Genomic DNA, 24,679 nt, shown 5'->3' with positions numbered 1-24,679 from the left:
ACAGCCGCCTATACTGCCAGTATGCCCTGGGTTGATGACACCGCTCTTCGGCTCGTTGCAACGTGAATTGAACGGACTCGCGAGGTTGTCATGAAAATCCTGGTGGTACTGACTTCACACGACCAGCTCGGCGATACGGGCCGGAAAACCGGATTCTGGCTCGAGGAGTTTGCCGCGCCTTATTTCGTGTTCAAGGACGCAGGCGTCGAGATGACACTCGCTTCGCCCAAAGGCGGGCAGCCGCCCCTCGACCCCAAGAGCGACGATCCCGATTCGCAAACCGAAGCGACCCGGCGTTTCAAGAAGGATAAGGAAGTGCAGGCGGCTTTGGCAAATACAGCGAAGCTCTCGACTGTCTCGGCCGCGGACTATGACGCCGTGTTCTATCCCGGCGGGCACGGACCGCTATGGGATCTGGCAGAAGATCCGCAGTCGATCGCATTGATCGAAACCATGTATGCGGCGGGAAAGCCGGTCGCCGCAGTTTGCCATGCTCCCGGTGTGCTGCGTCATGCAAAGGCGTCCGATGGCTCTCCGCTTGTGCGCGATAAACCCGTAACGGGCTTTGCCAATTCGGAAGAAGCGGCCGTCGGTCTTACCGAAGTGGTGCCTTTCCTCGTCGAGGACATGTTGAAGAGGAATGGAGGCAAGTATTCGAAGGGGCCGGATTGGCAATCACATGTGGTTGTCGCGGCAAACCTGATTACTGGCCAGAATCCCGCGTCGTCGGAAGCAGCAGCAAAAGCGCTGCTCTCGAGGCTGAGCATGGCCTGATACGACGCTTGAGTTGAAGGAGTGAGTCATGGCAAAGGCGACCGGGGCCAGCAGGTCCGAAACCCGAAACCAATCCAGCGACGTGATACATGTGCCCGAGCCGAAGCTGCACCAGCGCGCACATGAGCTGCAGCCGTACGGTCACGTCGTAAAGCTGCCAATCGCGTTGTCCCAAACCGCGTGCGAAACGGGCATAGAGCTGTTGAATCAGATCCTGGCCGACACTATGACGCTGCGCGACATGTACAAGAAGCATCATTGGCAGGTCGTTGGGCCTACGTTCCAGTCGTTGCATCTGCTACATGACGCGCATTACGATAAGCAGGTAAAACTCGTCGACACGCTAGCAGAGCGGATTCAACTGCTCGGTGGGGTCAGCATCGCCATGGCTGCCGATGTGGCGGAAATGACCATCGTCCCGCGTCCGCCACGCGGACGCGAAGAGGTGCCGGTACAGCTTTCGCGTCTGTTGGAGGCGCATGAAATCGTCATTGTGGCCACTCGCAGTGCAGCCAGCAAGGCCAACGAGTTGGGCGACTTTGGCACCAATGACGTGCTGGTCAGCGACGTATTGCGCACTAACGAATTGCAGGTCTGGTTCCTCGCGGAGCACCTGATCGACGCGTCTCTGGTGGTCGCAGCATGACGTTGATACTGCGATACGCGCTGGCGATCGGCAGATAGCTTGCCGGGCTGTTTGCGGCAACAGCCCAGCGAAACGCAGGATGGAACGCAGTCATTTTTGAGCGCTCGCCGCAAGTACGGAGAGCGACATGAATGCCAGGTTAGCGGACGCAGATATGTTCATGCTCGTGACCCAGGGCAGTACCTACTTCGAGAAACTCTTGTCGCTCTGGTTTAGTTGCGCGCGCGGCAGTCCCGCGGTCATTGTTTTGCTCGCAACTTCGCCAAATGAATCAGCTACCGGCGTTCCGGTGGGCTAGTCGGAATGCGCGTGGCGTCACACCGCTGTATCGATGAAACACTTCGGTGAAATGCTGCTGAGTCTGAAACCCCGCGCGTGCGCCAACGTCAACCAGGGGAAGAATCTCCTCGCACAACATCGTCCTGGCAAATTTCACTCGTTCGAGTGTCACGTACAGATGGGGCGGGTTACCTGTCGACGTTTTGAAAGCGCGTGCAAAGTTTGATGCACCCATGTGCACCAGCACTGCGAGTTGCTCGACCAGAATGGGTTCGGCTATGTGCTCATGAACGAAGGCTTGAATGCGAGTCAGCATTTGATGCGTAAGAGGCATGTCCGGCTCGGCCACACCAGCACAGTGCCCGTGGCGTAGAGCGATGTGCACCGAGATGACATCGGCAAAAGCGTCGGCGCAGGCAGCGTCGATGAGCTCCGCATGATGCAGAGCACCCAATGTGTCCGCGGCCTCGCGCAGGAACGGATCCCAAAACCTGGACCATTTCGGGACCGCATCAAACGCTTCTTGCGAGACTTGCCCAAGTACGCCCCTTTTGAGTGCGATAACCCATCCCGTGGGATCGTTGTCAGCGATCGTGGCCAACTGCGCGCCCGCCGGCATGACTGCGGCAAATGGAGCACTTATCAGGGTGGAGTGATTCACTCCGAAGTCGTCGCAGCCCGCAGCCCGCGCAACAGTGCTACCTGTCGGTATAACGAGGCGAAGTCCCTGCAGTGAATTCAGCCCGCCATCGGCGAAAGCGACCTTCATTGCTTGGCAGCGTAACCCGCGATCCGGGGTCGATCTTGTTTCTTCTTTCATGATGAGAAGAAGTCTCCTCGTTGTCTCGTCGCATACCCAAGCTTACGTCGAATTCAAGGCTGCTTAAGGCGGATTCGTAATATGGGCGGAAGCAATCCCGACCTCGCTGATGCAGTTGCTGCTGAGCTATATTGCCGGGCAACTTGGGGCGACGCTCGACACGCTATTAGCCGGGATTCAAAGCAACCCTTCGTTCCTGAAGGCTTTCTGAGCTAACGCTTACGCCGGGTATTGCGTGGCGTTCGAACGCGGTCAGGTTCGCGAAGCGGCACGTTATGCGCACCGCACGCGCGTCCGCGATCTGGGAACATCGATCGGACCAGGCGTGGGTAAGTCGATCGCGCTCGAATCGCCTACCGATCATCGCGATCCCGACCAGGTATGCAGGCTCAGAGATGACACCGATCTATGGCCTGACCGAGGACGATCTGAAAGGTATGGGACGCGACCTGCGTGAGTTGCCGAAGACGGTGATCTACGACCCCGAGCTGTCACGTGAATTGCCGCCCGGCTTGTCGTTCGTGAGCGGCCTCAATGCCATTGCGCATGCGGCGGAGGGGTTGTACGCCCATGACGGCAATCCAGTCATGTCGCTGATGGCCGAAGACGGAATACGTGCGTTGGCGACCAGACTGCGCGGTATCGAGAACGAGCCCGAAGCCTGTTAGCGCGCAGCGATTGCCTCTGGGGTGCAAGGCTATGCGGCTGTGTGCGGGGCACGTGGGAATGGCGCTGCATCACAAGCTTTGTCATGCTTCTGGCGAAAGCTTCAACCTGCCGCACGTAAACGCACGCGATCATATTGCCTTACGCACTGCCATCTAACAGCGCGGCGTCGCCTGAGGCCATGACACGAATCTGCCACGCGCCAGGCGGCGAGAGCGCTGCGCATGGTGTCTTCGAGCCTGGACGAGGGCTCTCGGCGTTCCATCTGGCTTGCGCGAGACTGGCATGCAGGAATCTGACCTCATAAAGCGTGCGAAATAGCCATGTCGAGTCCCTATTGGAATCCGCGATCTATGTGCTTTTCGCGCTCCCGGCGGGGCTGCAAGCGCGGTTGGATCAGGTTATTTTCGTGCATCTGGATGCCATTCAGCACGCCTCGTGAACGAATGCAGAATTGCGAAACGCACGGCAGAAACGCGAAAGAATCGCAGATACGTGGGGCCTAGACTGAACTTCATCGCATGACGGTACAGTTTGGAGTCCCACATGGATGAACTGCTTGGACGCGCTTGGTGGATGCTCCTTCTGCGTGGCACGGTAGCGCTGCTGTTCGACATTCTGGCGCTATTCTTGCCCGGTCTCACTCTGCTACTGCTGATCACCCTCTTTAGCGCCTACGCAATCGTCGGCGGCATCGTCGCGATTCTCGCGGCCATCCGCTACCGCGCGACGCACGGCGGCTGGTGGGTGCCCTTGCTGTTCGGCATCTGCAGCATCGGCGCCGGTGTGATCGCCGCGTTAGTGCCGGGCATTACCACGCTCGTACTGGTCGCCGTCATCGGCGCAAACGCGATTATCACCGGCGTATTCGATCTGATCGCAGCAACGCGGCTGCACAGGCGCCTGCGCAATGCGTGGATGCTGGTGCTAACCGGAGTGCTGTCCGTGCTGTTTGGCATCTTCGTGCTGCTCTTTCCGGGCGCCGGCGCACTAGCGCTCGTGTGGCTGATCGGCGTGTATGCGTTGTTCACGGGCGCGCTGCTGTTCGTACTCGGCATCACTGCGCGCGCCTGGCACAGTGACGGCCTGACCGGCGAGCCGCACGCGCCATTGCATCCGTAAACGCACCGTTCAGGAGCACTCGCGGGTCAGAAGGTCAAGCCCGCGGCCAACCCCGCACCGGCCTGGTTCCGCTATCGCGGGCGATGCCGCGCCGGCCGCGCCCCTCGCATCCGGAGGGCGAATGGACTGCCCGTCATCTCCAGTGGTCCAGCGTCAGGTCTGGCACTGGTATACCTCACGCAAGGAGAATCACATGCTTCTGGATCTCGACAAATGGAATCCGTTCCGGTTTTTACGCTCGCACCCCGCGCAAAAAAACGCATCGGGCCAGACCGGTGCGCCGCGCATCAATCAGGAGAGTGCCCGGCAAAACGGGCAACAGGCGGGCGGCAGGCAAACGGGTAACGGGGCACCGATGGCAGCGGCTGCTGCGCCGGTACTCGCGCCTGCCAGCTGGCCGCTGCCTGATCCGATTCATCTTTTCGCCGAATTGATCCGCGATCCGTTCGGCGGGCGTGGACCGCTCGGGAGCTGGTTCGGCGACTTCAGCGCGAGCGAGTTTCAGCCGCGGATCGACGTCACCGACGAAGGCGACGCACTGCGTATTGTCGTTGAATTGCCGGGCATGACCCGCGACGACGTCGAACTCGAACTGATTGAAGACATGCTGATCATCAGCGGCGACAAGCGCTTCGAATCGACCAGCGAAGAACAGGGATGCTATCGGGTCGAGCGGTCGTTTGGACACTTTCAGCGCGCGGTCCCGCTGCCCGCGGGCATCGATCTCGATCGGGCAGAGGCCAGATTTGAAAACGGCATGCTGACGCTGCGCGTCCCCAAAGCGGCCGGAGAACCGGCAGCGAAGCGGCGCATCGAGATCAAATAGCACCGTCCGTACTCCACGGTCAGGCCTATCGTGAAACAACTCGTCAGCTTCCGGAGTCTCGGTGATTCGGCCCACGCCAGCATCGAGCAACAGATTGGTGAACTGGCCGCGCACCATCCGAAGCGGGATCTGCACCCGTCTTCGACGGAACTGGTCAGTTTGCGGGCGGGTGTCGAAAGGGACACTCTGTGTAGCGGCGACGCTTATCGCGTAAAGCTGCGACTGGTACTGTCCACGGCCCCCGCGAGCTGCCGGGGAAGAAGCCGAACACGTGGCGGATTTCAGCGCCTTCGCGAGCATCCCGGGATATCCATTGAAGAGGGCGCGCTGCACCGCTACGCTGGTTGGGATCCCAGACGAAGTCGGCGAGGCGAACAGCAGATTCTCGGATTCTGGCAACCGGACGAAACGCTCAAGGTCGAAGACGCGCTGCCCGGCAGCGGCGAAGAACGCGAAGAGGCAGCGAGCGAGCATGAAGTGCGCTCGCTCACGGGCAAGCTGCTGAGCCAGTTGCCCGCGTGGCGGCACGCGGTGCTGCCAGTGCAAGTGGACGATGTGCCACTGCGGGAAGTCGTGGTACGCCTCGACACGGACGAAGCCACCGTGCGGCGCGGGCTTGAGCATGCCGATGCGTTCCTGCGCACGGTTGGAGGAACTGGGTGCCACGGGAACAACGGATCAATCGACGTGCCGTCCACTGGATTGCCTCGTTTCGAGTGCAGCGCGAGCCCAGCGCGCAAACAAGGCGACATCGGAATAAGCAGCGGAACAGATATTTCCACCCACCCATTACCCGCCCGGGAAGCGATGCCCTCGCGGACGAAAAGGAGTTCATCATGGCCGAGTGCAGTGTTTGTGGAAAGCCCGCAACCTCGCAGATCACGATCACCGAAAACGGCCAACGCCGTCAGCTGATGCTGTGCGATGAGCACTACATGGAGTTCATGGCGCGCAATCAGCGCCGCCTGTCGCCGCTCGAGTCCCTCTTTCACGGCGGACTGTTCGACAGTCTGTTCGACGACATGTGGCCACAGATGGAAAGCGGCCGCGGTAGCCGGTCACGCATCGGACGCTCGCCCGGACAATCGGGCGGCGCGGATCAGGGTACGGGCGCCGGTAGCGGGCAAATGGGCGATTCAGCGGGCGGACAGCCAGGCGGCCGGACACGCCGGCATCGCCGGGCGCGTGAAGCGGTGGACCTGCAGACGTACCTGAGCCAGAGCGGTCTGGACCGCCTGCAAGCTGCGGCGCAAGCAGCGGTCGAATATGGCAAGAACGAAGTCGATACAGAACACCTGTTGCTGGCGCTCGCCGATAACAATGTGGTGCAGGAAATCCTGCGCGAATTCAAGCTTGATCCCGAAGAGATCAAGAAGACCATCGACCAGACCGCGCCGCGCGGCACCCGCAAGGAGCCGAGCGACAATGAGCAGATCGGCGTGTCGCCACGCGCCAAAAGTACGCTGGAAAATGCGTTGAAGTCGTCGCTGGAACTGGGTCACAGCTATGTCGGACCAGAACACATTCTGATTGGGCTCGTCGAGGAAGAAGACGGCTTTGCAGGTGAATTGCTGCGCAAGCTCGGGCTGTCGCCGCAATCGCTGCGGCAAAAAGCAGTCAAGGTGGTCGGCAAGGGTGCCGAAGACGGCAAGATGGAAGACCGCTCGACCACGCCCACGCTCGACAAGTACGCGCGCGATCTCAGCGCGCTTGCGCGTCAAGGCAAGCTCGATCCGGTGATCGGCCGTGACAAGGAAATCGAAACCACCATTGAAGTGCTCGCGCGGCGGCGCAAGAACAATCCGGTGCTAATTGGCGAACCCGGTGTAGGCAAGACCGCTATCGTCGAAGGCCTCGCGCAACGCATCGCTCAGGACCAGGCGCCGGAAGTGCTGCGCGGCAAGCGCGTCGTCGAACTGAATATCAATAGCGTCGTGGCAGGCGCGAAGTATCGTGGCGAGTTCGAGGAGCGCGTCAAGCAGGTGCTGGATGAGATCATCGAGAACCAGGATCGTCTGATTGTGTTTATCGATGAACTGCATACGATTGTCGGCGCCGGCCAGGGCGGCGGCGAAGGCGGCCTCGATATCGGCAATGTCTTCAAGCCCGCGCTCGCTCGCGGTGAGCTGCACCTCGTGGGTGCGACCACGCTGAACGAATACCAGAAGTACATTGAAAAGGACTCGGCATTGGAGCGGCGCTTTCAGCCCGTGATGGTGCCTGAGCCTAGCGTCGAGGAAACGATCGAGATTCTGCGTGGCCTGCGCGACCGGCTTGAAGCGCATCACAAGGTGAAAATCACCGAAGAGGCGATCGCTGCTGCGGCAAAGCTCTCGGACCGCTACATCGCCGCGCGCTTTTTGCCCGATAAGGCAATCGATTTGCTCGATCAGGCCGCCGCCCGCGTGCGCATTTCATCCAATTCGCGTCCGCAGCCATTGCACGATATCGAGGCGAGCATCCGCCGCATCAAGCAGGAACAGGACGCGGCCAGCGCTGCAAAGCAATTCGATAAAGCCAAGGAACTGGAAGAACAGCTCGTCGCGGAACAAAAACACCTGCATGAAACCACTGAAACGTGGAAGAAGGAGCGCGGCACCAGCTCGCAGGCAGTGACGGCGGAAGACATTGCACAGATCGTTTCGTCGCTCACGGGCGTACCGTTATCTGAACTCACGGCCGAGGACCGCGAAAAGCTGTTGCGACTGGAAGAGCGCCTGAAGGAGCGCGTGGTCGGCCAGGATGAAGCCGTCTCCGCGGTCGCCAAAGCGGTGCGGCTTTCGCGCGCCGGTTTGACGGAGGCCGGCAAGCCGATTGCGAGCTTCCTCTTTCTTGGGCCTACAGGTGTGGGTAAAACCGAACTCGCGAAGGCGCTTGCCGCTTCGGTGTTCGGCGACGAGAACGCGCTGGTGCGCCTCGACATGAGCGAGTATTCCGAGCGTCATACGGTGGCACGGCTGGTTGGCGCGCCGCCCGGATATGTCGGCTACGAGGAAGGCGGCCAACTCACCGAGCGCGTGCGGCGCAGGCCGTATTGCGTGGTGCTGCTCGACGAAATCGAAAAGGCGAACCCGGAGGTGCACAACCTCCTGCTGCAACTGTTCGACGAAGGGCGGCTCACCGACGGCAAGGGACGTCTGGTCGATTTCACCAACACGATCATCATCGCGACCAGCAATATCGGCTCGCAGCTGATCCAGGACAACATGAAGGCCGACTCGAAGCAGCTCGACTATCCTGAACTGCGCGACCGGTTGATGGAAATCCTGCGGCATCATTTCAGGCCGGAGTTTCTCAATCGCGTCGACGAGGTGGTCGTGTTTCGTGCGCTCGGCAAGGAGCAGATTCGAACCATCGTCGATCTGCAACTTGCGCGCGTACAGCGTACGGCGCTGGCCCAGGGCATCGATCTGTCGTTCGACGACGGGTTGCGCGATCACCTTGCGCAGATCGGCTATGACCCCGAGTTCGGCGCGCGGATGCTCAAACGCAAGATCCGTCTTGAGGCGGAGTCGCAACTCGCCGATGCGCTGTTGCGAGGCGACGTGCGCGGCGGCGACAAGGTCACAATGACCTACGACTCGGGTGCGCACTCCGTGCGTGTGCTGAAAGGAGCAACGCCCACGGAAGCGCCCAGCGAGGCGTCGAAGCAGGCACCGGCGCATGCGTGACGCTGGCATGCTGAAGAACGCGACGCCGCCCGCCACGTGCGGGCGGCGTCGCCGTCACGATTCAAGTTCACCTGCGACGATCTCGTCGCGATAGCACCAGATCCACGTTTCGCCGGGTTCGATTGAACGCACCAGCGGATGGCCGGTCGCGTGAAAATGCCGGCTTGCATGCCGGTTGGGCGACGAATCGCAACAGCCGACGTGTCCGCACGAAAGACAAAGCCTCAAATGTACCCACGGCTGGCCAAGCTTCACGCAGTCCTCGCAATAGTCGATGGGCGTGTGGAGAATGCGGGCCTCGCCCAGGTGCGTGCAACCAGGGGTCATGATCGTACTCCTCGGACAGGTGTGCGCAGACGTGCGCGGATCAAGGTTGCGCTTGCGCTCAAGCGCTATCCAGATAGCGATGCACCAGCGCCACAGCCATTGCCCCCTCGCCGACTGCCGACGCCACGCGCTTGATCGACGCGTGACGTACGTCGCCCGCTGCGAATACGCCAGGCACACAGGTTTCCAGATGTAGCGGCGCGCGTTCGAGCGGCCATTTCAGGGCCGCCCGATATTCCTGCAGGTCGGGACCGGTCACGAGATAGCCGCCTTCATCGCGGACAATGCCAACCTCCTGCGCCCATTCGGTCTGCGGCACACCGCCAATGCAGACGAATAGCCAATTCGTTCTTTCCGTGCGTTGCCGGCCGGTGCGCACATCGGTCAGCGTGATCTCCTGCAACACGTCACTGCCTGCGAGCGCGGTAACTTCGGCGCACGTGCGCACTTCAATGTTCGGCGCCGAGGTAATGCGATCCACGAGGTATTGGGACAGCGTGTTCTTGAGCGATGCGCCACGCACGAGCATATAGACGCGGTTGGCGGACTGGGAAAAATGCATGGCGGCCTGTCCCGCCGAATTGCCGCCGCCCACCACATATACGTCTTCGCCATGGATCAGCGCGGCCTCACTCGCGCCGGCGCCGTAATAAAGGCCCGCGCCGAGAAAGCGCTCTTCACCAACCAGGCCTAGCGTGCGATATGCCACGCCGGTCGCGCAGATACACGTGCGCGCCGTGATACGTGTGCCGTCTTCCAGATACACGATGCCCTGGCCGGGCGGAAACTCCGCGTGCACGCCGGCGCGCGCCAGCAGGATTTCGGCGCCGAACTTGATGGCCTGGTCGCGCGCCCGTTCAGCGAGCTCCGCGCCGCTCACGCCCTGTGGAAAGCCCAGATAGTTCTCGATCTTCGAACTGCTGCCTGCCTGGCCGCCCAGTGCCCAGCGCTCCACCAGTACGGTATGCAGCCCCTCCGATGCACCGTACACCGCGGCGCTCAGTCCCGCCGGTCCTGCGCCGTAGATCGCCAGATCGTAGGCCTCACGGGATGGATTCGTAAACCAGCCGAGCTTCTCGATGATTTGCCGGATGGTGGGACATTCGAGCCGCGTTCCGTCGTGGAAGACGCAGACCGGCAAGCGCGAATCGGAAAGATGCTGCACGTGCGCCAGTTCCTCCGCTTCCTTATTGCTGCCCAGTTCGATCCATTCGAACGGTATGTCGCAGCGATGCAGGAAGTCGCGTATCGCGTAGCCATTTGCGCTGCGCATGCGTCCATAGATTCTGACCATAAATATGCGATCCGCCTTTGAGGACGTTCAGAACTTTCTTTCGTTTCTCGCGCTTCACAAGCAGGCGGCCGCGCCGGGATAACGGCGGTTGGCCGTATTCGTGCACGGTAAGCCCATCGTAGAGTGGCGTCTTTCGCGAAACTGCCGGGTTTTGTGCGCTTTTCGCTGATGGTTCCATCACATCGGGTCGTGCGACTCTTCCAGCTTGTGATCGACAAAACGCGTGCCCCATTCGATGCCGTCCCGCACCGCCTTCTCCTGCGCAAGCCATTCCGGCTGAACCGTATCCGGACGGAATTCGGCCACGGTGCTATCGGCATGGCGCACACTCACTTTGCCTGCCACGCGCCGTATGCGTTCTGCTCCGGCTGTACCACGATCTCGTAGCCTCGATGTTCAAACACGTGCGTTTGCATGAGGCGCTCCGGTTTCGTATCAAGGCGTCAATCTGGAAGCACGAACTCGGTGCGCATGTCTTCGATCACCTTCTGGACGTGATGTGCGCAATCTGCGCCGAGGTCATTGAGCGGCACTATGTTCCAGTTGCGGCCGGATGCGTCCGGCGGATGCCGCTCTGGTAGCGGTATGCGCACGCGCAAGGCTCCCGGCACGTCAGCGGCGGTTTTCGCCATGCGGTTCTGCAGTTCGTCGCGAACCTGCCCAGCGGTTCGGGCTTTGTCGCGGTAAGGATCGAGGGGCAAGCGAGATCGGTATGCGAAGTACTGCTTATATTGCGAGGTCGTAGAATTGATCAGCGGCGGACGGATGGGTTCCGCGAGCACACTTCATCTGTCCTTTCGCGATCATGTGCATAATCTCAATGCCGGCCAGAAGGATCCGGGCACAGCGAAAAGTCTTGAACCCCAGCATGGGCCGCGTTCGTCGCTTGATCGCCCGATGGTCCTGCTCGACCAGGTTGTTGAGATATTTGGACTGGCGGATCTTGATGGGCGCTTCACGATCGGCATTGATCGCTTCGAGTGCGGCGAGATTGGCACCGCTTTTGTCGATGGTCACCGTCTCGGGGACGCCATTCTGAGCGATCGATTTCTCAAAGTAACGCCGGGCTGCAGTCTTGTCCCGATGCGCGCGTAGCAGGAAGTCGATGGTGTTGCCGTCCTTGTCGACGGCCCGGTCACGGCTGTTAATTGCTCCTTCCGCAGGCGCAACGTTGTAAGTGTTCAAAATTCAAGGCGTTGCGCCGCAGTTCGATAGTTACGCTTCGATCAGATGTCGCTCGCAGGCAGTTCAGTGCCATGGAGCGCAGGCGGGCCAGGATTCCGGGTTTGTGTCGCGTCGTGCAGTGATCCTCTTTCATGACCACATCGCGCACGTAATGATTCTGGTTTTCCACCGACCAGTGACCACGGATGGCCATCTGGCAAGTTGCAGCGCTCATGACGGCGGTGCTGACCCACCACGCCGTCTCACTGCTGCAATCCCAGCCGCCAGTGCGGTTTCGGCGTTCGACCGTTCGCGAGACACTCACGATCTGCTGTACCAGCGGCTGCCAGTCAGCTTCCAGCCAGTTCACCGGCACGCCATAGGTACGCACGGTACGCGTCTCGATGCGACCATGGCCCTTGTCGTGTTGCACGTCGCATTCTGCAGGCGTGCAGTAGCGGGCAAGATCCTCACAAGCGGCAAGCAAGGTTGGCTGGTTGGCCTTGACCTGCACCAGAACGTCGGCCTGCTTTTGCAGGGCGAGCGCTAGCGTTTTTTTTGGCAGTGCAACGCGTCCATTGTGAAGACCCGCCCCTGTAGCCCGAGCGATTCGATCAACGCCTGCGCGGCCGGAATCTCATTCGACTTTTCCGCCACCTCGACATGTCCCAGCACAATCAGGCCCTGCTGATCAAAAGCCGAAACGATATGCCGGGCTGTCATGTCTTCCAGACGTGAGGCGCTGCCGCGCAGCGCCTTGCCGTCCAGCGCGATGAACTGCCGCCCCGGCGGCGCGCAAACCTGTTTCTGCGCGAAAGCACGCACCGCGCTTTCCAGATCGTGCTCGTCGAGCTGGAGCAGAAATTTCCGGATGCCCACCCAGCTCGGCGCCTTGCGCCAGTCCGTCCCGAACAGCTCGTTCAGCTGCGCACGCCGCTCGCCAATGAACACCTCGATCGTCCTCAGCGAATTCGCGCCTGCCATCAGCGACATCACGATCGCACACAGCAGCGGCTCCAGCGCGTAACGCTTGCCCTGCGCCCGCCGTGCGTCACGCAGCTCCGAAAATACGCCTCCGAATATCATCCCTGTTCCCGCCGTCTTGTTTGGACGGTCACAAAGTTAACACGGTCGAACGGAAGTTAACAACCCTGGTCATCGGGATCGCGTGTTGGCCTTCTGCACTGGCTTGGGTTATAGCGGCACGAGACGTTCTGGGCGCATCTCCTCGCCGGGCAGGGTGAACTGAAACGTCGCACCCCCTCCTGTTTTCGGACTGGCGCACAGCCGGCCGTCATGCGACTCGATGATCCGCCGACTGATGGACAGTCCCATGCCGGTGCCTTTCGGTTTCGTCGTGAAAAATGCCTCGAAAATGCGCTCGGGTTCATCGGTAGGAAGCCCGATGCCCGAATCGCTCACCGAGATCAACAACTGACGATGCTCGATCCTCTTCGATGAGACGATCAGTTCACCACCCGTGTGTTGCATCGCCTCGATGCCGTTGAGCATGAGGTTCATCAAGACCTGCTGGAGCTGTACACGGTGTGCTGTTGTCTTCGGAAGCCCCGTGTCGAGTTCCGTTCGGATCGAAATGGACTTCCGATCGGCGGTATCCCGCAGCAAAACCGCCATCTCCTGAACGATTTCGTTCAAGTCCACCAATTCCCGCTCTGGTGTGCTTCGCCTGTAGAGTGAGCCAATTCCGTCAATGATGCCAGCGGCGCGCATGACTTCCGCGCCCATTGCCGAGGCAGCGGCGCATGCTTCTTTGATATCGGGTGCATCCCGACAGAGCCAATTAATGCACGCGCCCGCGCCCGTGACCGCGGCAGCCATCGGCTGCTTGATGTCGTGAGCCAGCGCAGCGGCCAGTTCGCCCATCATACTGACGCGGTTAATGTGCGCGAGATCCGCCTCTAACTGGCTCAAACGCCCGCGCTCTACTTCGGCAAGTTTTCGAGGGGTGATATCGTTGCTCGACTCCAAAGCGGCAACCGGCATGCCCCTTACATTTCGTTGCAATGACCAACGGCTCGCCACTGTTACCTGTGTTCCGTCTTTCCTGGTACGCACAACCTCGCCTTCCGAGTGGTCGCTACTGCTCAGCTCCGCTGTGGTTCGCTCAACCGGTACTGGAAAGATCGTCTCCAGCAACTCGGGAACAAGCTTGCCTTTGGCCTCCTCTGCCGACCATCCGTACAACGCCTCCGCGCCACGATTCCAGTACGTGACAACTCCGTTCATGTCATAAACGAAAATAGCGTCATGCGTCAAATTAAGCAAATTAGCCTGCTCCCGTAGGGTTTCTTCAGTGCACTTGCGCTCCGTGATATCCGTTACCGCTCCTACGAAGAGGAAACTATCCGGATTTTCGCCGATGAAGCCATGAGACACAGCCCGAACGTATTTAACAGAACCATCGGTCAGCACCAGGCGATGCTCGGCCGTAAAGGCGCGCCTTTCGATCGAGGCGCGGTCGAGGATTTTCCGCAAACGCGTTCGGTCGTCCGGATGAGTTAGGTCGATCACCATCTGAAGGGTGGGCTTTATCGCAGGGTCGCAGGCGAATATTCGATAAGTCTCTTCGGACCAGTAGATTTCCCCGCTCGTAACGTTCCAGCCGAAACTTCCCGTGTTGCTGAGTCGCTGCGCCTCCGCCAGATACATTTCGCTTCGGCGTAGCGCCTCTTCCGCCTTCTTGCGTTCGGCTCGTTCCTGGGCTTCGCGCAATGCTCGTTCAACTGAAGGCACTAGCCTTGATAGTCGCGTTTTCAGAACATAATCCGTCGCCCCAATCTTAAGTGCTTCGATCGCCACTTCTTCGCCAAGCGTGCCGGAAACAAAGATAAACGGCAGTTCTGGACGGACAGTCAGCGCGAGTTTTAAAGCCGAGAGACCATCGAATGAAGGAAGTTTATAATCAGCGAGAATCAGTTCAATTTCAACCGTTTTTAGAGCCGTCAGAAATTCCGCACGAGACTGGACGCGGACTACCTGGCAGACGCGATGAGCTTCTTCGAGGAGCTCTTGAATGAGCTCCGCGTCATACGTATTATCCTCTAGCAACAGAATGCGGAGCGGAGACATTAGCGTACCTTTTTGACACTGCCCGGCGGCGGCTCATTGATGAGTGCCCAGAAGACGCCTAGTTCCTTGACGGCATTGATAAACTCGTGAAAATCGACCGGCTTTACTACATATGCGTTAACCCCGAGCTTGTAGCTTCTCACCATGTCTTTTTCCTCGTGGGACGATGTCAACACCACCACCGGTATTATCTTCAGGTGCTCGTCCGATTTAATTTTCTCCAGGACTTGCAAACCATCGACCCTGGGAAGTTTCAGGTCGAGCAGCAAGACCGCCGGATTTTCGCTCGAGCGCGCAGAAAACTGTCCCCTGCAATATAGGTAATCCAGAGCCTCTTTTCCGTCTCGGGTGACCACTACGTCGTTTGCCAGGTTGTATTCCGCCAGCGCGGCCAAAGTGAGTTCGACGTCTCTCGGGTCGTCCTCAACGAGCAAAATGCGTCCCAACTCGTTCATAGTATGCTCGCAATCCTATTGGTCGTCGCATCCCGTGCTTTAGGCAGGGAGAAATAGAAAGTGGCACCGCGGTCAAGCATTCCCTCGGCCCGGACCTTTCCGCCATGGCGCACGATAATGCGCTGAACAATAGCTAGTCCTATGCCCGTGCCTTCAAACTGTTCCGCAAGGTGCAGACGTTGAAATACGCCGAACAATTTATCTACATACTCCATGTCAAAGCCCGCACCATTATCCCTTACGAACATTTCCAGTTCATTTTCATTCACGTCCACACAACCAATTTCTATTTTGGCACCTGCTCGCTTGCTCGTGAATTTGACCGCGTTCGATACAAGGTTGACGATAACCACCCTCAGCATGGACCGATCTCCGTAACAGACCGGGAGGGGCTTGATATCCCAGAATATGTCTCTGTCCCTCACGTCTTGCCCGACATCCGCGATGACTTCCTTAACGAGCAGCTCGAGGCTCACAAAGGTCATTTTGGTCTCAATTCGCCCGATCCTGGAAAAGGCCAGCAGATCATCGATCAGATCCCCCATTCTTTTTGCCGACTCGAGAATGGTTTGTATGTACCGACGACTCTTATCGTCAAGGGAAGAAAACGTGTGTTTTTGAAGCAGCTCTGAGAACCCCACTATGTGCCGAATTGGCGCCCGTAGATCGTGGGAGACGGAATAGGAAAAAGACTCTAATTCCTTGTTACTCGCCTCAAGCTCTGCTGCGCGCCTGGCGAGTGTTTGATTGAGCCCAAGGATTTCGTCCTCGCGTTGCCGGCTCACTTCAAGTTCAATTTGGAGGCGGTCCCGCGCGTCGAGAAGCTGGTCCTCGATTCGACGTCGAATAGCTACGAAAGAGGCAATAATTGCTGACCATACTGTGAAAAGAACAAGGTACGGCAGATCTTCCGAAGTGATTTCGAAGGTATAAAGTGGCGGGGTAAAGAAGTAGGTGTTGCTGGCTCCCGAGAGGAAAACCGCCAGCACGGATGGTCCTATACCGGCATACCAGGTAACGAGAACGATGGCCAGGTCAAAAAGCGGCATTTCGGCATCGTGAAAGCCGTAATGTTGGCATGCTAGCGCCAGCCCAAGCGCGATTCCAACGCATACGACCACAAAGCCGTAACGCAGTACCGGTGGGCGGATGGCTTGCAACTGTATGTGCCAGCGCGCCAAGCTTCGTCTCGCTGCTACCCATGTTGTTCACTATTATATTTCAGCTATGTTCCGGTTGCGGTGTTTGACGCGAGCCAGCCATGGTTGGGTAACCAGCCGAATTTCAATCTCGTTCAGCGGGGATCGGCTTTGACCGCGGCCTGCCGTCTGTGTGTGTGTCCTGTACGTGGCTGCCAAAGGACATTCGGCACGACGCGGCGACGGGCGGCTTCGGGTCGATCAGCGACATTCGAACCGCCTACCTCGCAGACGCCTGGCGTGCGTGGACTTCCCTTTCTTGGAATCCCTCCTCTTTACAGGCGAATCCGCTCGATCTCGTTCAGGCTTAATCTCGTCCTCGCCGGTCGTACAGCTGGGTGGTGCAGGTCGATGCGTGTTTCGCCATCGCGGCCGCGTGGTCGAGCGTGCCGCCGTCCTTCAGGTGCGCGGTGATGCCGGTCGCGCAGAACGTGCGATTGCCGATCTTCGTCTCGATGCCGGCGGCAACCGCGCGGCGCCGCACCATCGCGTAGGCGTTGGCCTGCGGTAGCGGTGTCGTGCCGAGCTGGCCGGTGCCGCGCCGGACGGTGCGAAAACAGCGGCTCCTTCGGATCGTCGCCGATCGGCAAATGCCCGACGCAGCGGACTGGGGCCGAAGGGGGGCCGACCACACTCACCCGATTAATATCGCGACGTCGAAATATTGTTTTTTACTATTGGTAACTAATATTGATAGTCTAATACACTAGCTTCCGTTGTCCTAGAACTGCCCCGCCAACGGCACCTGGAGATTGGCAAACCGAGATTGGAGATAAGCCGTGCAAGTAGATTCCGACACTTCCGTTATTGCGCGTCGAAAGGAACGACTGAGGTCCAACAGGATTAGCGGTTGGCACCATCATGCTGTGCGCACTAAAGATATGACCGCCACCCGGGCTTTCTACGAGGGCGTTCTTCAGCTGCCGCTCGTCGGTACGTGGACTGAGGCGTACGACGTCATCAAACAAACGCCGTCGAACTACGTTCATTGCTTCTTCGAAGTCGGAGACGGCAGCGCGCTCGGCTTCTTTCAGTTTGAAGAAGGCATGCGTGACGAACCGATGCCGATGCCCCGAGATCCGTATGAGCATCACATTTCACTGGGAGTCGACACAATGGAAACCGTCGATTACTTTTTCAAACGTATTGAAGAGGCTGGTGCCCCGGTAGAGATCGTTGATCACGGCTACTGTTATTCGTGTTACACCCAGGATCCCAATGGCATGATCGTGGAGATTTCCACAATCGTTCCGAACGGCATCGAGATACTTGAACAGTCGGCGCGGACCGCGGATGCCGACCTCGAGAACTGGCTCGCAGGAGTGCGCGAACCTAACAACCAGTGGCGCGGGAAGACAAAGATTTAGAGTGGCGCAAAAGTCTGGCTGTGCCCGAATTGCCCTTCGCTCCCGTCGCAAAAAGGGTACGACGATGCACTCTTCGCAGAGAGGATCCACTGGCGCCGGACCAATTGCGCATAGAAGTCCGTTGGACCCGAATACCCGCCGTTGAGACGGCGAAAACCCGAATGGCGCAAGCGGGTCGAACTGAGACAGTTGGACGGAGGGACCTATCCTGCGGTGAACGCCCGACTCGTATGGCGAGGCCGCTTGACCTCGTCACTCTGCAGGCAGATCGAAGTTGTAGCGAGAGAAGAATGGCGTAGATTGTCGCGCACAATCGTTAGTTCCGCCCCGCTCGCGAGCGTTGCATGCATGTAACGCATCCCCTGCGGACGGGCACGCCGCAGCTTCTCGGCGCGACCGGATGGTCGACGCCGGCTATATCGGCAGCTTGCCGGGAAGAAGCGTCGCATGACGTCAAACCAAAACGGATAGTTTCCTAGTCGCACGGTGCCGGCGTTGCATAGCATGAAACCCGCCAGTGCGGCCCGGGGATTCCGGGCATTCCCGTGTCTCGCATACACTGCTGGCCTTGCTCGCGTGCCATTGGTGAAGTAGATTTTAATTGGGAGATGAATCAGGCGGGAGGGGCTGCCATGGAACTGAGCGTAGAACGCGTCGATGTTTGGGCAGCTACCATCGACGACAAACCGGGCGGGCTTGCGCAAGTATTAAGCGCCTTGCGGGATGCTGGCGTAGACCTGCAGTTCGTCATCGCACGTCGCACGCCGGAAGCATCGGGCAAAGGGGTCGTGTTTGTCGCACCGCTGCAGGGGGAGAGGGAGATCCATGCCGCGACACAGGTCGGGTTCACCGTCACCCCGAGCCTTCACTCCGTTCGTGTAATGGGTTTGGACCAGTTGGGGATCATCGCGCAATTGACCCAGATGCTGGCCGACGGGGAGATCAACCTCCGCGGCGTTTCCGCTGCTGTACTTGGCACACAGTTCATTGCTTATCTCGCGGTCGACTCGTTGGACGATGCCGAAAAGGCCATGGACATTCTACAGAGGGCCTGAAGAGCCCCTGCCGGACCGCGAGTTGGCGTGGTTCGTCCTATCGACGCGACTGGGTCGCCGTGTCTGACACGACTGCCCTGGACGACCACTTCAGATCGACAGACTGCGCAGCCGTGCGTGCACGCGAGCGCGAAGCGGCCTGGTCTCAGTTCGGCAAGTGAGACGTTCGACGCATTGCCCAAGATGGTCAACAATCGGAAGTCCAGCTTGAGATGAATGGGTCGTCGCGCATCATTCGAATCGGGCCGACGGGATAAGCCTGGGGGGCGGCGAGAATCGGTCCCCACCGACGCCTTACGCCGGAGTGAGCGATCCAGCTTCTGGCCTCGCGCACCAGGCGATTCTGTGCAATTGCAAGCGCTCCTTTTGCGGGACGCTCAGCTGAACAATACCGAGCCACCCTTCTCGACGTACGCCTGCAGCAAATGATGGGCAATGGCGAACGGCTTGGGCGTCGACAGACCATCCGCATGCGTTCCCGAGAGCATCGCCGCAACCTCCTGGCGCGAGAACCAGCGGGCGTCTTCGAGCTCGTCCGTATCGACGACGATGTCGGTATCGCTCGCCTGCGCAAAGCAACCGATCATCAGTGGTGAAGGAAACGGCCACGGCTGCGACGCGAAGTAGACAACCCGTGCACACTTCACGCGAGCCTCCTCCATCACTTCGCGGCGCACGGCGTCTTCCGCGGTCTCGCCCGGTTCAACAAAACCAGCAAGCGCCGAGTACATTCCAGGGGCGAAATGGCGCTGGCGTCCGAGCAGACACCGTTCGCCGTCTATCACCCATGATCACGACTGGATCCACACGCGGGAAATGGCGTGCGCCGCAAACATCGCAGATGCGTTGCCAGCCGGCCGTCGTGACGCGGCTTACAGAGCCGCAGTTTGCGCAGAAGGAGTGGCGGCGATGCCAGTCGAGCATCGACTTCGCCTCGGCCAGTATTCCGAGCGCTCCCGCAGCGACAAGGTCTTGCAACGCGAGCGAGCGAAGGTCGATGCGGTCATAGTCGGTGCCGGGCGGTGGGTCCTCTGGCGCAAGATTGAGCGCGAAGCCGAGCGCGACGCGTCCGCCGCCGTCGGTATCCTCCCCGAGGAAGACGCTATGAAGCGGCTGGCCAAAGGCAGCGGTCTCGCTGGCGACGAACCACGGGTCATATTCGCTGCCTCGCTTGAGCATGGGGACGTCGCCGTCGAAGACGAGAAAGCGCGCGGCCGGGTCGCTACGTAGATGCTCGATGAAGGCGTGGTCGTCCCGCTTGTCGGAGCGGCGGCCGAGCGGATTGAAGTTAAAGCCGATGGACGCGGAAAAGGCGGTCATCAAGGTCGTTGACATATGGGCGATGGGATTCGCAAGTATGGCACGGGGTTCAGTCCGGTCGCTCGCCGGGGTTCGTGTCGGCGTCGACACCAAGGACGCCAGCCGGCCACAAGCAGCCCTTCACAGTTTGATGTCGAACGTCCGGTATTGAAGGGATAGTGTTGAAAAAGTCGCTGACCGTCTTTCTCGCGAGGTTAGAGGGTAGGGGTCTTCTTACCCTTGCCCGGTGCTTGAGAGCGGTTTGTAGGGCGATCTGAGAGGGCGATTTTCTTGCGAGCGAATTGAAAAACCCACACAGCGACTTTTTCAACAGTATCGAAGGCGGAACTGTCGTTCATCTGACCGAAAGAGAAGGATTCCAGACGATGCTTCCCAGCCGTGACTAGACCGGTGAGTTGGTACGAGTCTGAGAGGCCGAGGTAAATATTCCTTTTCCGACGATGGTAGACGGGCGCTTACCGAGCCGAAGGAAGTCGAGGCAATCGTAGATCATCTAATCAGCATCAGCGGCGCGAACTTTGCGGGAGATCCTCGGGTTGCTCTTCTCGTAAAGGACCGGCAGAGGTCGCACCGTCGGCGGGAATAACAAACTGAAAGACGGCGCCCCGGGCCTTGTTTGGGACCACCCATATGCGGCCGTTATGCGCCTCGATAATCGAGCGGCAAATCGCCAGACCCATTCCCATACCATCAGGTTTCTTCGTGAAGAGCGGGTCGAATATCCGGTCGATGTCATGCGAGCCGATTCCGCTTCCGGTGTCCCTCACCCACACCTGTACGCCACCGCCGGCATCGACCTCGGATTTCACGGACAGGACTCGCGGCACGTCAATTGCCACCATCGAATCGATGGCGTTTGTGATCAAGTTGAGAAGCACCTGCTGCAGTTGGATTCGATCTCCTATTACCTGCGGTAGCTGCTCGTTGAGCTCGATGCGCACCAGTATCCGGTGCTTCTGCAGGTCAGCGCGCACCAAAGCAAGGGTTTCCCCGATGAGACCGTTGACGTCAAACGCCGTTCTGTTCAGATCACCCGTCCTGAACATTGCCCGAACTCTTTGGATCACCGCTGCCGCGCGATGGCCATTAGCGACGATCTGCTCGAGTGCCGCATTCGTTTCATCGAGACCGGGCGTCGCGCGATTAAGCCAGCGCAAGCCCGCATCGGCATTGGTGACCATCGCCGTCAATGGCTGCTTGACCTCGTGAGCGATCGTGGCCGCGACTGCCTCCGCGGTCACCAGCCGCGCCTCGCGCTCGCGGCGTTGCGCGAAGACCGCGCGCAGCATCTGTGCGTAAAGCGTCGTTATCTCGTACAGCAGGACAAACAGGACGAGACTGCCCGACAGGAGCCCGCAGAGCCGGCCGGCATACCAGCCGATGCTGAAGCGGACCGGATTGGGATAAGCGATCAAACAGACCTCGATTACGTACGCGCACATCACCACCATCAGCCACAAATCCAGCACTGAACGCCGCCGGACCCAGAGCACAATGAGCGCAGCAACGCTCAACAGGATTTGATATCCGGCAATATAAATCCGGATGGTAGAAAAACGTACCGCGTCGAGCATGTTGCGGGGCAACAGCGCATGCCCCGCTGTGACAAGAACTGTCGCCGCACATACTACGGCCGCGGTCATGACCACACTTGAAAGAATGGCCGCACCCGCGGAACCTCGCCACAGTCCCTTGGTCGGATCGGCCTCGTTCAATAGGGCATACGCGATGATGAACATCGAAAAACCGGCGTGCCACAGGATATAAAGCCAATTCGTGGTCTGCAGCCCGGCGCCAAGCAGACCACCTGGCGCGAAGGCGCCCGGAAAGGTCAGCATCCATGAGATCGCGATCAGCGCCGTGAAGAGATATCCGCTCCCGACCACGAGAAGGGCACGCGAACGGATGATGGAGAACTGGGCGAACAGCAGGACCGCGGTGACCGAATCGATCACGAACAGCGTCATGGAATAGGCCGGGACGAAGGCATCGATCCGTCCCGGCTTGATGGTCGAAAGCGGCCCAGCCACGATCAAAAGGGCGACCAGCAAGGCGAGCACGACGGCAAGGGCAAGCCGTCTCTGCGCCCGGCCGGGCGACAAGTTCGAGAGGATGAAATTCTGTTCCTCCGGGACAACGGCGGCGGTCTTTAGCATGGGAGCGACTCCTTGCAGCGGCGGGAACGCGCGGCACAACGCGCGTACTGCTTCACCGCTTTCATCCCAGGCCGCCTCGGTTCGCTGGCATTTCTGTCCGTTGGGCGGGTGACAAACACGCAGCCTGCGAAAAAGCTCGACTGGCAGGATTCTTGCGGCGGCGCACGTGATCGCGCCACTGACCGATTTCAGAACACTTTTCTCGGTCCATCGTTCCGGCTCTCCCCGCCCCGACCGGTCACCCAGCGTGATCTCAATGTATCTTGTTTGCGGGCACTTGTCTTCATCTACGAAGGGACAGGCCTCGGTCGCCCATATGCCACTGACGGACCGCTTCAGGCCAGTCTGCCATTTATCTGGATGTCCGCCATAGGTCCGCTTTCGTTTCAATAGCTGCCGTGACGCGGTAGTCTGTAAATGGCGGAGATGGGTCGATCAGAGACATTCAATCCGCGCGCATCACAGATGATATGCATACCTGAATTGTACTTTTATGACGTCTCCTCTTTAGAGGCCAGTTCAAAAAGGCTGCTCCGTACGCCTGAAGATGTTCCAGAAGACGAGGGCGCAGCCGAATTTCAACAATGCTTCGTGAATGTCAGCTCGACGATCGAAGCGTATGCGAAGACGACGGAAGTTGTGGGGCCACGAGTGAGTCCGTTCAACGACCCAACGGAATTTGCCCAGACCACTGCCATGTTCAGTGCGGCGCCTTGCGATCACCGGTTTGATGCCGCGTTCGCGCAATCGTTGACGATGCGGATCGGAATCGTAACCACGATCGGCATAGATGACCTTGGGTCTCTGAAGTGGTCGGCCGCGCGCGCCACGGATCGGGGGAATCGCGTCGACGATCGGCAGCAACTGGGTGACGTCGTTGCGGTTCGCGCCGGTCAGGATGGCGGTGATGGGAACGCCATTGGCGTCTACGAGGATGTGGTGCCTGGAACCGGGTCGCGAGCGATCCGTGGGGTTCGGGCCAGTTTTTCGCCCGCCCCAACAGCTCGTACCGACGAGGAATCGACGGCAGCGTATGAAAGATCGATCTGCCCGGCCTCGCGCAACTTGTCGAGCAGCAGTTCGTGCAGTCGATCCCATACTCCTGCTTTGCGCCAGTCGTTCAGTCGTCGCCAGCAGGTCGCGCCGGAGCCAAACCCCAATACGGTCGGCAGATGGTTCCATCGCAGACCGGTTTTCAACACGAACAGGATGCCATTCAACGCCGCCTGATCCGATACGCGTGGGCGGCCAGGATGCTCTTTGCGCCGGGGCTTGGGCGGCGGCAGTAACGGTTTGATCAGTGTCCACAATTCGTCATCAATGATCGGCGCTTCCATCCCTTGGGTTCCGTTGTTCAGGCATCCAAGGTTAACAGCTTGCCGAGAAAGTAAACAGCCCCCTCAGGGGTTTTTGAACTGGCCTCTTAGACACTAGAGGCGGATCCGCTCGATCTCGTCGAGGGTGATCTCGTCGTGTAGCCGGTCGTACAGCTGCGTGGTGCGGGTCGACGCGTGATTGGCCATCGCCGCGGCGTTCTCGAGCGTGCCGCCATTCTTCAGGTACGCGGTGATCCCGGTCGCGCGGAACGTGTGGTTGCCGATCGCCGTGCCGATGCCGGCCGCGAGTGCGCGACGTCGCACCATCGCCTAGGCGTTCGCCTGCGGCAGCGGCGTACCGCTCAGCTGCCCGGTGCCGCGCCGGACCGTGCGGAACAGCGGCCCCTTCGTATCACCGCCGATGCCTGTGCCGTCGAGATACGCATGCAGGTAGGCCTCGAGCGTGTGGTGACGCGGCATCTCGTGCCGCTTGCCGCCCTTTTCACGCAGGCGCACCCACAGGCGCCGCTGCTGCACGTACACGTCGTCGACCCGCATCGCCAGCGCGGCGCCCACCCGCGCGAACGAAAACACCATCAGCGCGATCAGCGCGCGGTCGCGCAGGCCAATCGGGGTCGTCACATCGATGCGGTCAAGCAGCTGCCGCGCCTCGGTCGCGTCGAGCACCGGCGTCCTGCCCTTTTTCGCGGTGTGGGAAGGGCTGCGCACCGACGCGGCCGGGTTGTGCGGCACGATCTGGCCGGTCACGCGCCAGTCGAACAGGTGGCGGATCGCCGCGAGCCGCTGCTTGACGGTCGGCGCCGACCGCGTCTGCGTCTGCAGCTCGATCCACGCGGCGACGTGCTGCGGCTGCACCGCCGTGATCGACGGCACGCCGGCGCCGGCGCACCACGTCAGAAAGTCGGCCGCGGCGCGCGCGTAGGCGCGGCGCGTGTGCGGGTTGCGGATCGCCGACGCGAAAAACTCCAGGAAGCGGATGCCGGCGCGCTCGCCCGCCGCCGTCACCACGACCGGCAGCGCCTGGCCTTGCACCAACGCCACGGGCTGGGTCATGACCCGTTCTCTCCAGCCCGGGCAGCACGGTCGCCAGGTCGCCTTCGATGGCGATGTC

Annotated in this window: 21 protein-coding genes and 4 pseudogenes; 9 read left to right on the top strand and 16 right to left on the bottom strand. The window is 59.9% G+C overall.

What is annotated here, in order from left to right; all coding sequences use genetic code 11:
- Positions 1–90: 90 nt before the first annotated feature.
- A complete protein-coding gene (locus tag P0D84_RS40535; protein ID WP_408347765.1) occupies positions 91–774 on the top strand; it encodes a type 1 glutamine amidotransferase domain-containing protein in 684 nt (227 codons plus the stop codon).
- 28 nt (positions 775–802) lie between these two features.
- Positions 803–1,420 (top strand): Dps family protein, encoded by a 618-nt coding sequence (locus tag P0D84_RS40530; RefSeq protein WP_408347762.1) that lies wholly within the window; start codon positions 803–805, stop codon positions 1,418–1,420.
- A 271-nt stretch (positions 1,421–1,691) separates the two neighbouring features.
- Here the strand turns inward: P0D84_RS40530 and P0D84_RS40525 are convergent, their stop codons facing one another.
- Positions 1,692–2,519: an AraC family transcriptional regulator gene (locus tag P0D84_RS40525; protein WP_408347758.1), complete on the bottom strand. Its 828-nt coding sequence runs from the start codon at positions 2,517–2,519 to the stop codon at positions 1,692–1,694.
- A 395-nt stretch (positions 2,520–2,914) separates the two neighbouring features.
- On the opposite strand from P0D84_RS40525, the gene P0D84_RS40520 reads away from it, so the two are divergent.
- From P0D84_RS40520 to P0D84_RS40500, 5 genes are all read left to right on the top strand, one after another.
- Positions 2,915–3,187, top strand: a complete 273-nt coding sequence (locus P0D84_RS40520) for a dehydroquinate synthase/iron-containing alcohol dehydrogenase family protein (protein ID WP_459252233.1) — start codon at positions 2,915–2,917, stop codon at positions 3,185–3,187.
- 544 nt (positions 3,188–3,731) lie between these two features.
- Complete coding sequence (locus P0D84_RS40515; protein WP_408347752.1) at positions 3,732–4,307, top strand: HdeD family acid-resistance protein; 576 nt, start codon at positions 3,732–3,734, stop codon at positions 4,305–4,307.
- A gap of 193 nt (positions 4,308–4,500) precedes the next feature.
- A complete protein-coding gene (locus P0D84_RS40510) occupies positions 4,501–5,133 on the top strand; it encodes an Hsp20/alpha crystallin family protein (RefSeq protein ID WP_408347749.1) in 633 nt (210 codons plus the stop codon).
- A gap of 30 nt (positions 5,134–5,163) precedes the next feature.
- Positions 5,164–6,048 (top strand): hypothetical protein, encoded by an 885-nt coding sequence (locus P0D84_RS40505; protein ID WP_408347746.1) that lies wholly within the window; start codon positions 5,164–5,166, stop codon positions 6,046–6,048.
- The gene (locus P0D84_RS40500) at positions 5,970–8,804 is read left to right on the top strand and encodes an ATP-dependent Clp protease ATP-binding subunit (protein WP_408347743.1); all 2,835 of its coding nucleotides are present in this window, start codon (positions 5,970–5,972) and stop codon (positions 8,802–8,804) included. Before P0D84_RS40505 ends, P0D84_RS40500 begins: the two co-directional genes overlap by 79 nt.
- Before the next feature lie 54 nt (positions 8,805–8,858).
- Here P0D84_RS40500 and P0D84_RS40495 read toward each other — a convergent pair whose 3' ends face one another.
- The 10 genes and pseudogenes from P0D84_RS40495 to P0D84_RS40450 form a co-directional block, all read right to left on the bottom strand.
- The gene (locus P0D84_RS40495) at positions 8,859–9,131 is read right to left on the bottom strand and encodes a UBP-type zinc finger domain-containing protein (protein WP_121325482.1); all 273 of its coding nucleotides are present in this window, start codon (positions 9,129–9,131) and stop codon (positions 8,859–8,861) included.
- Between the two features lie 58 nt (positions 9,132–9,189).
- Positions 9,190–10,425 (bottom strand): NAD(P)/FAD-dependent oxidoreductase, encoded by a 1,236-nt coding sequence (locus P0D84_RS40490; protein ID WP_408347739.1) that lies wholly within the window; start codon positions 10,423–10,425, stop codon positions 9,190–9,192.
- A 177-nt stretch (positions 10,426–10,602) separates the two neighbouring features.
- Positions 10,603–10,841: pseudogene (locus P0D84_RS40485) on the bottom strand (DUF6566 family protein).
- Between the two features lie 27 nt (positions 10,842–10,868).
- Complete coding sequence (locus P0D84_RS40480; RefSeq protein WP_408347736.1) at positions 10,869–11,057, bottom strand: hypothetical protein; 189 nt, start codon at positions 11,055–11,057, stop codon at positions 10,869–10,871.
- A 94-nt stretch (positions 11,058–11,151) separates the two neighbouring features.
- Positions 11,152–11,559, bottom strand: a pseudogene (locus tag P0D84_RS40475) (IS6 family transposase); the annotation flags it as partial.
- Between the two features lie 10 nt (positions 11,560–11,569).
- A pseudogene (locus tag P0D84_RS40470) lies at positions 11,570–12,675 on the bottom strand (ISAs1 family transposase).
- Positions 12,676–12,783: 108 nt separating this feature from the next.
- The gene (locus tag P0D84_RS40465) at positions 12,784–14,679 is read right to left on the bottom strand and encodes a hybrid sensor histidine kinase/response regulator (protein WP_408347733.1); all 1,896 of its coding nucleotides are present in this window, start codon (positions 14,677–14,679) and stop codon (positions 12,784–12,786) included.
- Positions 14,679–15,134, bottom strand: coding sequence for a response regulator (locus P0D84_RS40460; protein WP_408347730.1), 456 nt, complete (start codon positions 15,132–15,134; stop codon positions 14,679–14,681). Before P0D84_RS40460 ends, P0D84_RS40465 begins: the two co-directional genes overlap by 1 nt.
- Entirely contained in the window at positions 15,131–16,315 is a 1,185-nt protein-coding gene (locus P0D84_RS40455; RefSeq protein WP_408347727.1) for an ATP-binding protein, read from the bottom strand. The genes P0D84_RS40460 and P0D84_RS40455 overlap by 4 nt, the downstream gene beginning before the upstream one ends.
- Positions 16,316–16,640: 325 nt before the next feature.
- Positions 16,641–16,820, bottom strand: a complete 180-nt coding sequence (locus tag P0D84_RS40450) for a site-specific integrase (RefSeq protein ID WP_408347724.1) — start codon at positions 16,818–16,820, stop codon at positions 16,641–16,643.
- 292 nt (positions 16,821–17,112) lie between these two features.
- Between P0D84_RS40450 and P0D84_RS40445 the strand changes: the two genes are divergently transcribed.
- Complete coding sequence (locus P0D84_RS40445) at positions 17,113–17,700, top strand: VOC family protein (RefSeq protein WP_408347721.1); 588 nt, start codon at positions 17,113–17,115, stop codon at positions 17,698–17,700.
- Between the two features lie 632 nt (positions 17,701–18,332).
- Positions 18,333–18,755: an ACT domain-containing protein gene (locus tag P0D84_RS40440; protein WP_408347718.1), complete on the top strand. Its 423-nt coding sequence runs from the start codon at positions 18,333–18,335 to the stop codon at positions 18,753–18,755.
- A gap of 377 nt (positions 18,756–19,132) precedes the next feature.
- Here P0D84_RS40440 and P0D84_RS40435 read toward each other — a convergent pair whose 3' ends face one another.
- From P0D84_RS40435 to P0D84_RS40415, 5 genes and pseudogenes are all read right to left on the bottom strand, one after another.
- Positions 19,133–19,486 carry an NAD(+) diphosphatase gene (locus P0D84_RS40435; RefSeq protein ID WP_408347715.1) on the bottom strand — a complete coding sequence of 118 codons (354 nt, stop codon included), beginning with the start codon at positions 19,484–19,486 and terminating at the stop codon, positions 19,133–19,135.
- A complete protein-coding gene (locus P0D84_RS40430) occupies positions 19,458–20,075 on the bottom strand; it encodes an NADH pyrophosphatase zinc ribbon domain-containing protein (protein ID WP_408347712.1) in 618 nt (205 codons plus the stop codon). The genes P0D84_RS40435 and P0D84_RS40430 overlap by 29 nt, the downstream gene beginning before the upstream one ends.
- 503 nt (positions 20,076–20,578) lie before the next feature.
- Entirely contained in the window at positions 20,579–22,231 is a 1,653-nt protein-coding gene (locus tag P0D84_RS40425) for a sensor histidine kinase (protein ID WP_408347709.1), read from the bottom strand.
- Between the two features lie 519 nt (positions 22,232–22,750).
- Positions 22,751–23,568 (bottom strand): IS5 family transposase gene (locus tag P0D84_RS40420; RefSeq protein ID WP_408347706.1). Its coding sequence is split into 2 segments (ribosomal slippage): positions 22,751–23,220 and positions 23,220–23,568, totalling 819 coding nucleotides; the frame shifts between segments, so codons are not numbered across the junction.
- Between the two features lie 93 nt (positions 23,569–23,661).
- Positions 23,662–24,621, bottom strand: a pseudogene (locus P0D84_RS40415) (tyrosine-type recombinase/integrase).
- Positions 24,622–24,679: the final 58 nt, after the last annotated feature.

This window comes from Paraburkholderia sp. RL17-337-BIB-A (assembly GCF_046025895.1).
In the GTDB taxonomy this organism is placed as follows: domain Bacteria; phylum Pseudomonadota; class Gammaproteobacteria; order Burkholderiales; family Burkholderiaceae; genus Paraburkholderia; species Paraburkholderia fungorum_C.
Note: the sequence above shows the minus strand (reverse complement) of the source record. Positions and strands in the feature narration are given on the sequence as shown.

Excerpts from the sequence above, each read along its gene's own strand:
- P0D84_RS40535 (WP_408347765.1), top strand. The coding sequence starts at position 91 with ATGAAAATCCTGGTGGTACTGACTTCACACGACCAGCTCGGCGATACG.
- P0D84_RS40530 (WP_408347762.1), top strand. The coding sequence starts at position 803 with ATGGCAAAGGCGACCGGGGCCAGCAGGTCCGAAACCCGAAACCAATCC.
- P0D84_RS40525 (WP_408347758.1), bottom strand. The coding sequence starts at position 2,519 with ATGAAAGAAGAAACAAGATCGACCCCGGATCGCGGGTTACGCTGCCAA.
- P0D84_RS40520 (WP_459252233.1), top strand. The coding sequence starts at position 2,915 with ATGACACCGATCTATGGCCTGACCGAGGACGATCTGAAAGGTATGGGA.
- P0D84_RS40515 (WP_408347752.1), top strand. The coding sequence starts at position 3,732 with ATGGATGAACTGCTTGGACGCGCTTGGTGGATGCTCCTTCTGCGTGGC.
- P0D84_RS40510 (WP_408347749.1), top strand. The coding sequence starts at position 4,501 with ATGCTTCTGGATCTCGACAAATGGAATCCGTTCCGGTTTTTACGCTCG.
- P0D84_RS40500 (WP_408347743.1), top strand. The coding sequence starts at position 5,970 with ATGGCCGAGTGCAGTGTTTGTGGAAAGCCCGCAACCTCGCAGATCACG.
- P0D84_RS40495 (WP_121325482.1), bottom strand. The coding sequence starts at position 9,131 with ATGACCCCTGGTTGCACGCACCTGGGCGAGGCCCGCATTCTCCACACG.
- P0D84_RS40490 (WP_408347739.1), bottom strand. The coding sequence starts at position 10,425 with ATGGTCAGAATCTATGGACGCATGCGCAGCGCAAATGGCTACGCGATA.
- P0D84_RS40480 (WP_408347736.1), bottom strand. The coding sequence starts at position 11,057 with ATGGCGAAAACCGCCGCTGACGTGCCGGGAGCCTTGCGCGTGCGCATA.
- P0D84_RS40465 (WP_408347733.1), bottom strand. The coding sequence starts at position 14,679 with ATGTCTCCGCTCCGCATTCTGTTGCTAGAGGATAATACGTATGACGCG.
- P0D84_RS40460 (WP_408347730.1), bottom strand. The coding sequence starts at position 15,134 with ATGAACGAGTTGGGACGCATTTTGCTCGTTGAGGACGACCCGAGAGAC.
- P0D84_RS40450 (WP_408347724.1), bottom strand. The coding sequence starts at position 16,820 with ATGGTGCGGCGCCGCGCGGTTGCCGCCGGCATCGAGACGAAGATCGGC.
- P0D84_RS40440 (WP_408347718.1), top strand. The coding sequence starts at position 18,333 with ATGGAACTGAGCGTAGAACGCGTCGATGTTTGGGCAGCTACCATCGAC.
- P0D84_RS40435 (WP_408347715.1), bottom strand. The coding sequence starts at position 19,486 with ATGTACTCGGCGCTTGCTGGTTTTGTTGAACCGGGCGAGACCGCGGAA.
- P0D84_RS40430 (WP_408347712.1), bottom strand. The coding sequence starts at position 20,075 with ATGACCGCCTTTTCCGCGTCCATCGGCTTTAACTTCAATCCGCTCGGC.
- P0D84_RS40425 (WP_408347709.1), bottom strand. The coding sequence starts at position 22,231 with ATGCTAAAGACCGCCGCCGTTGTCCCGGAGGAACAGAATTTCATCCTC.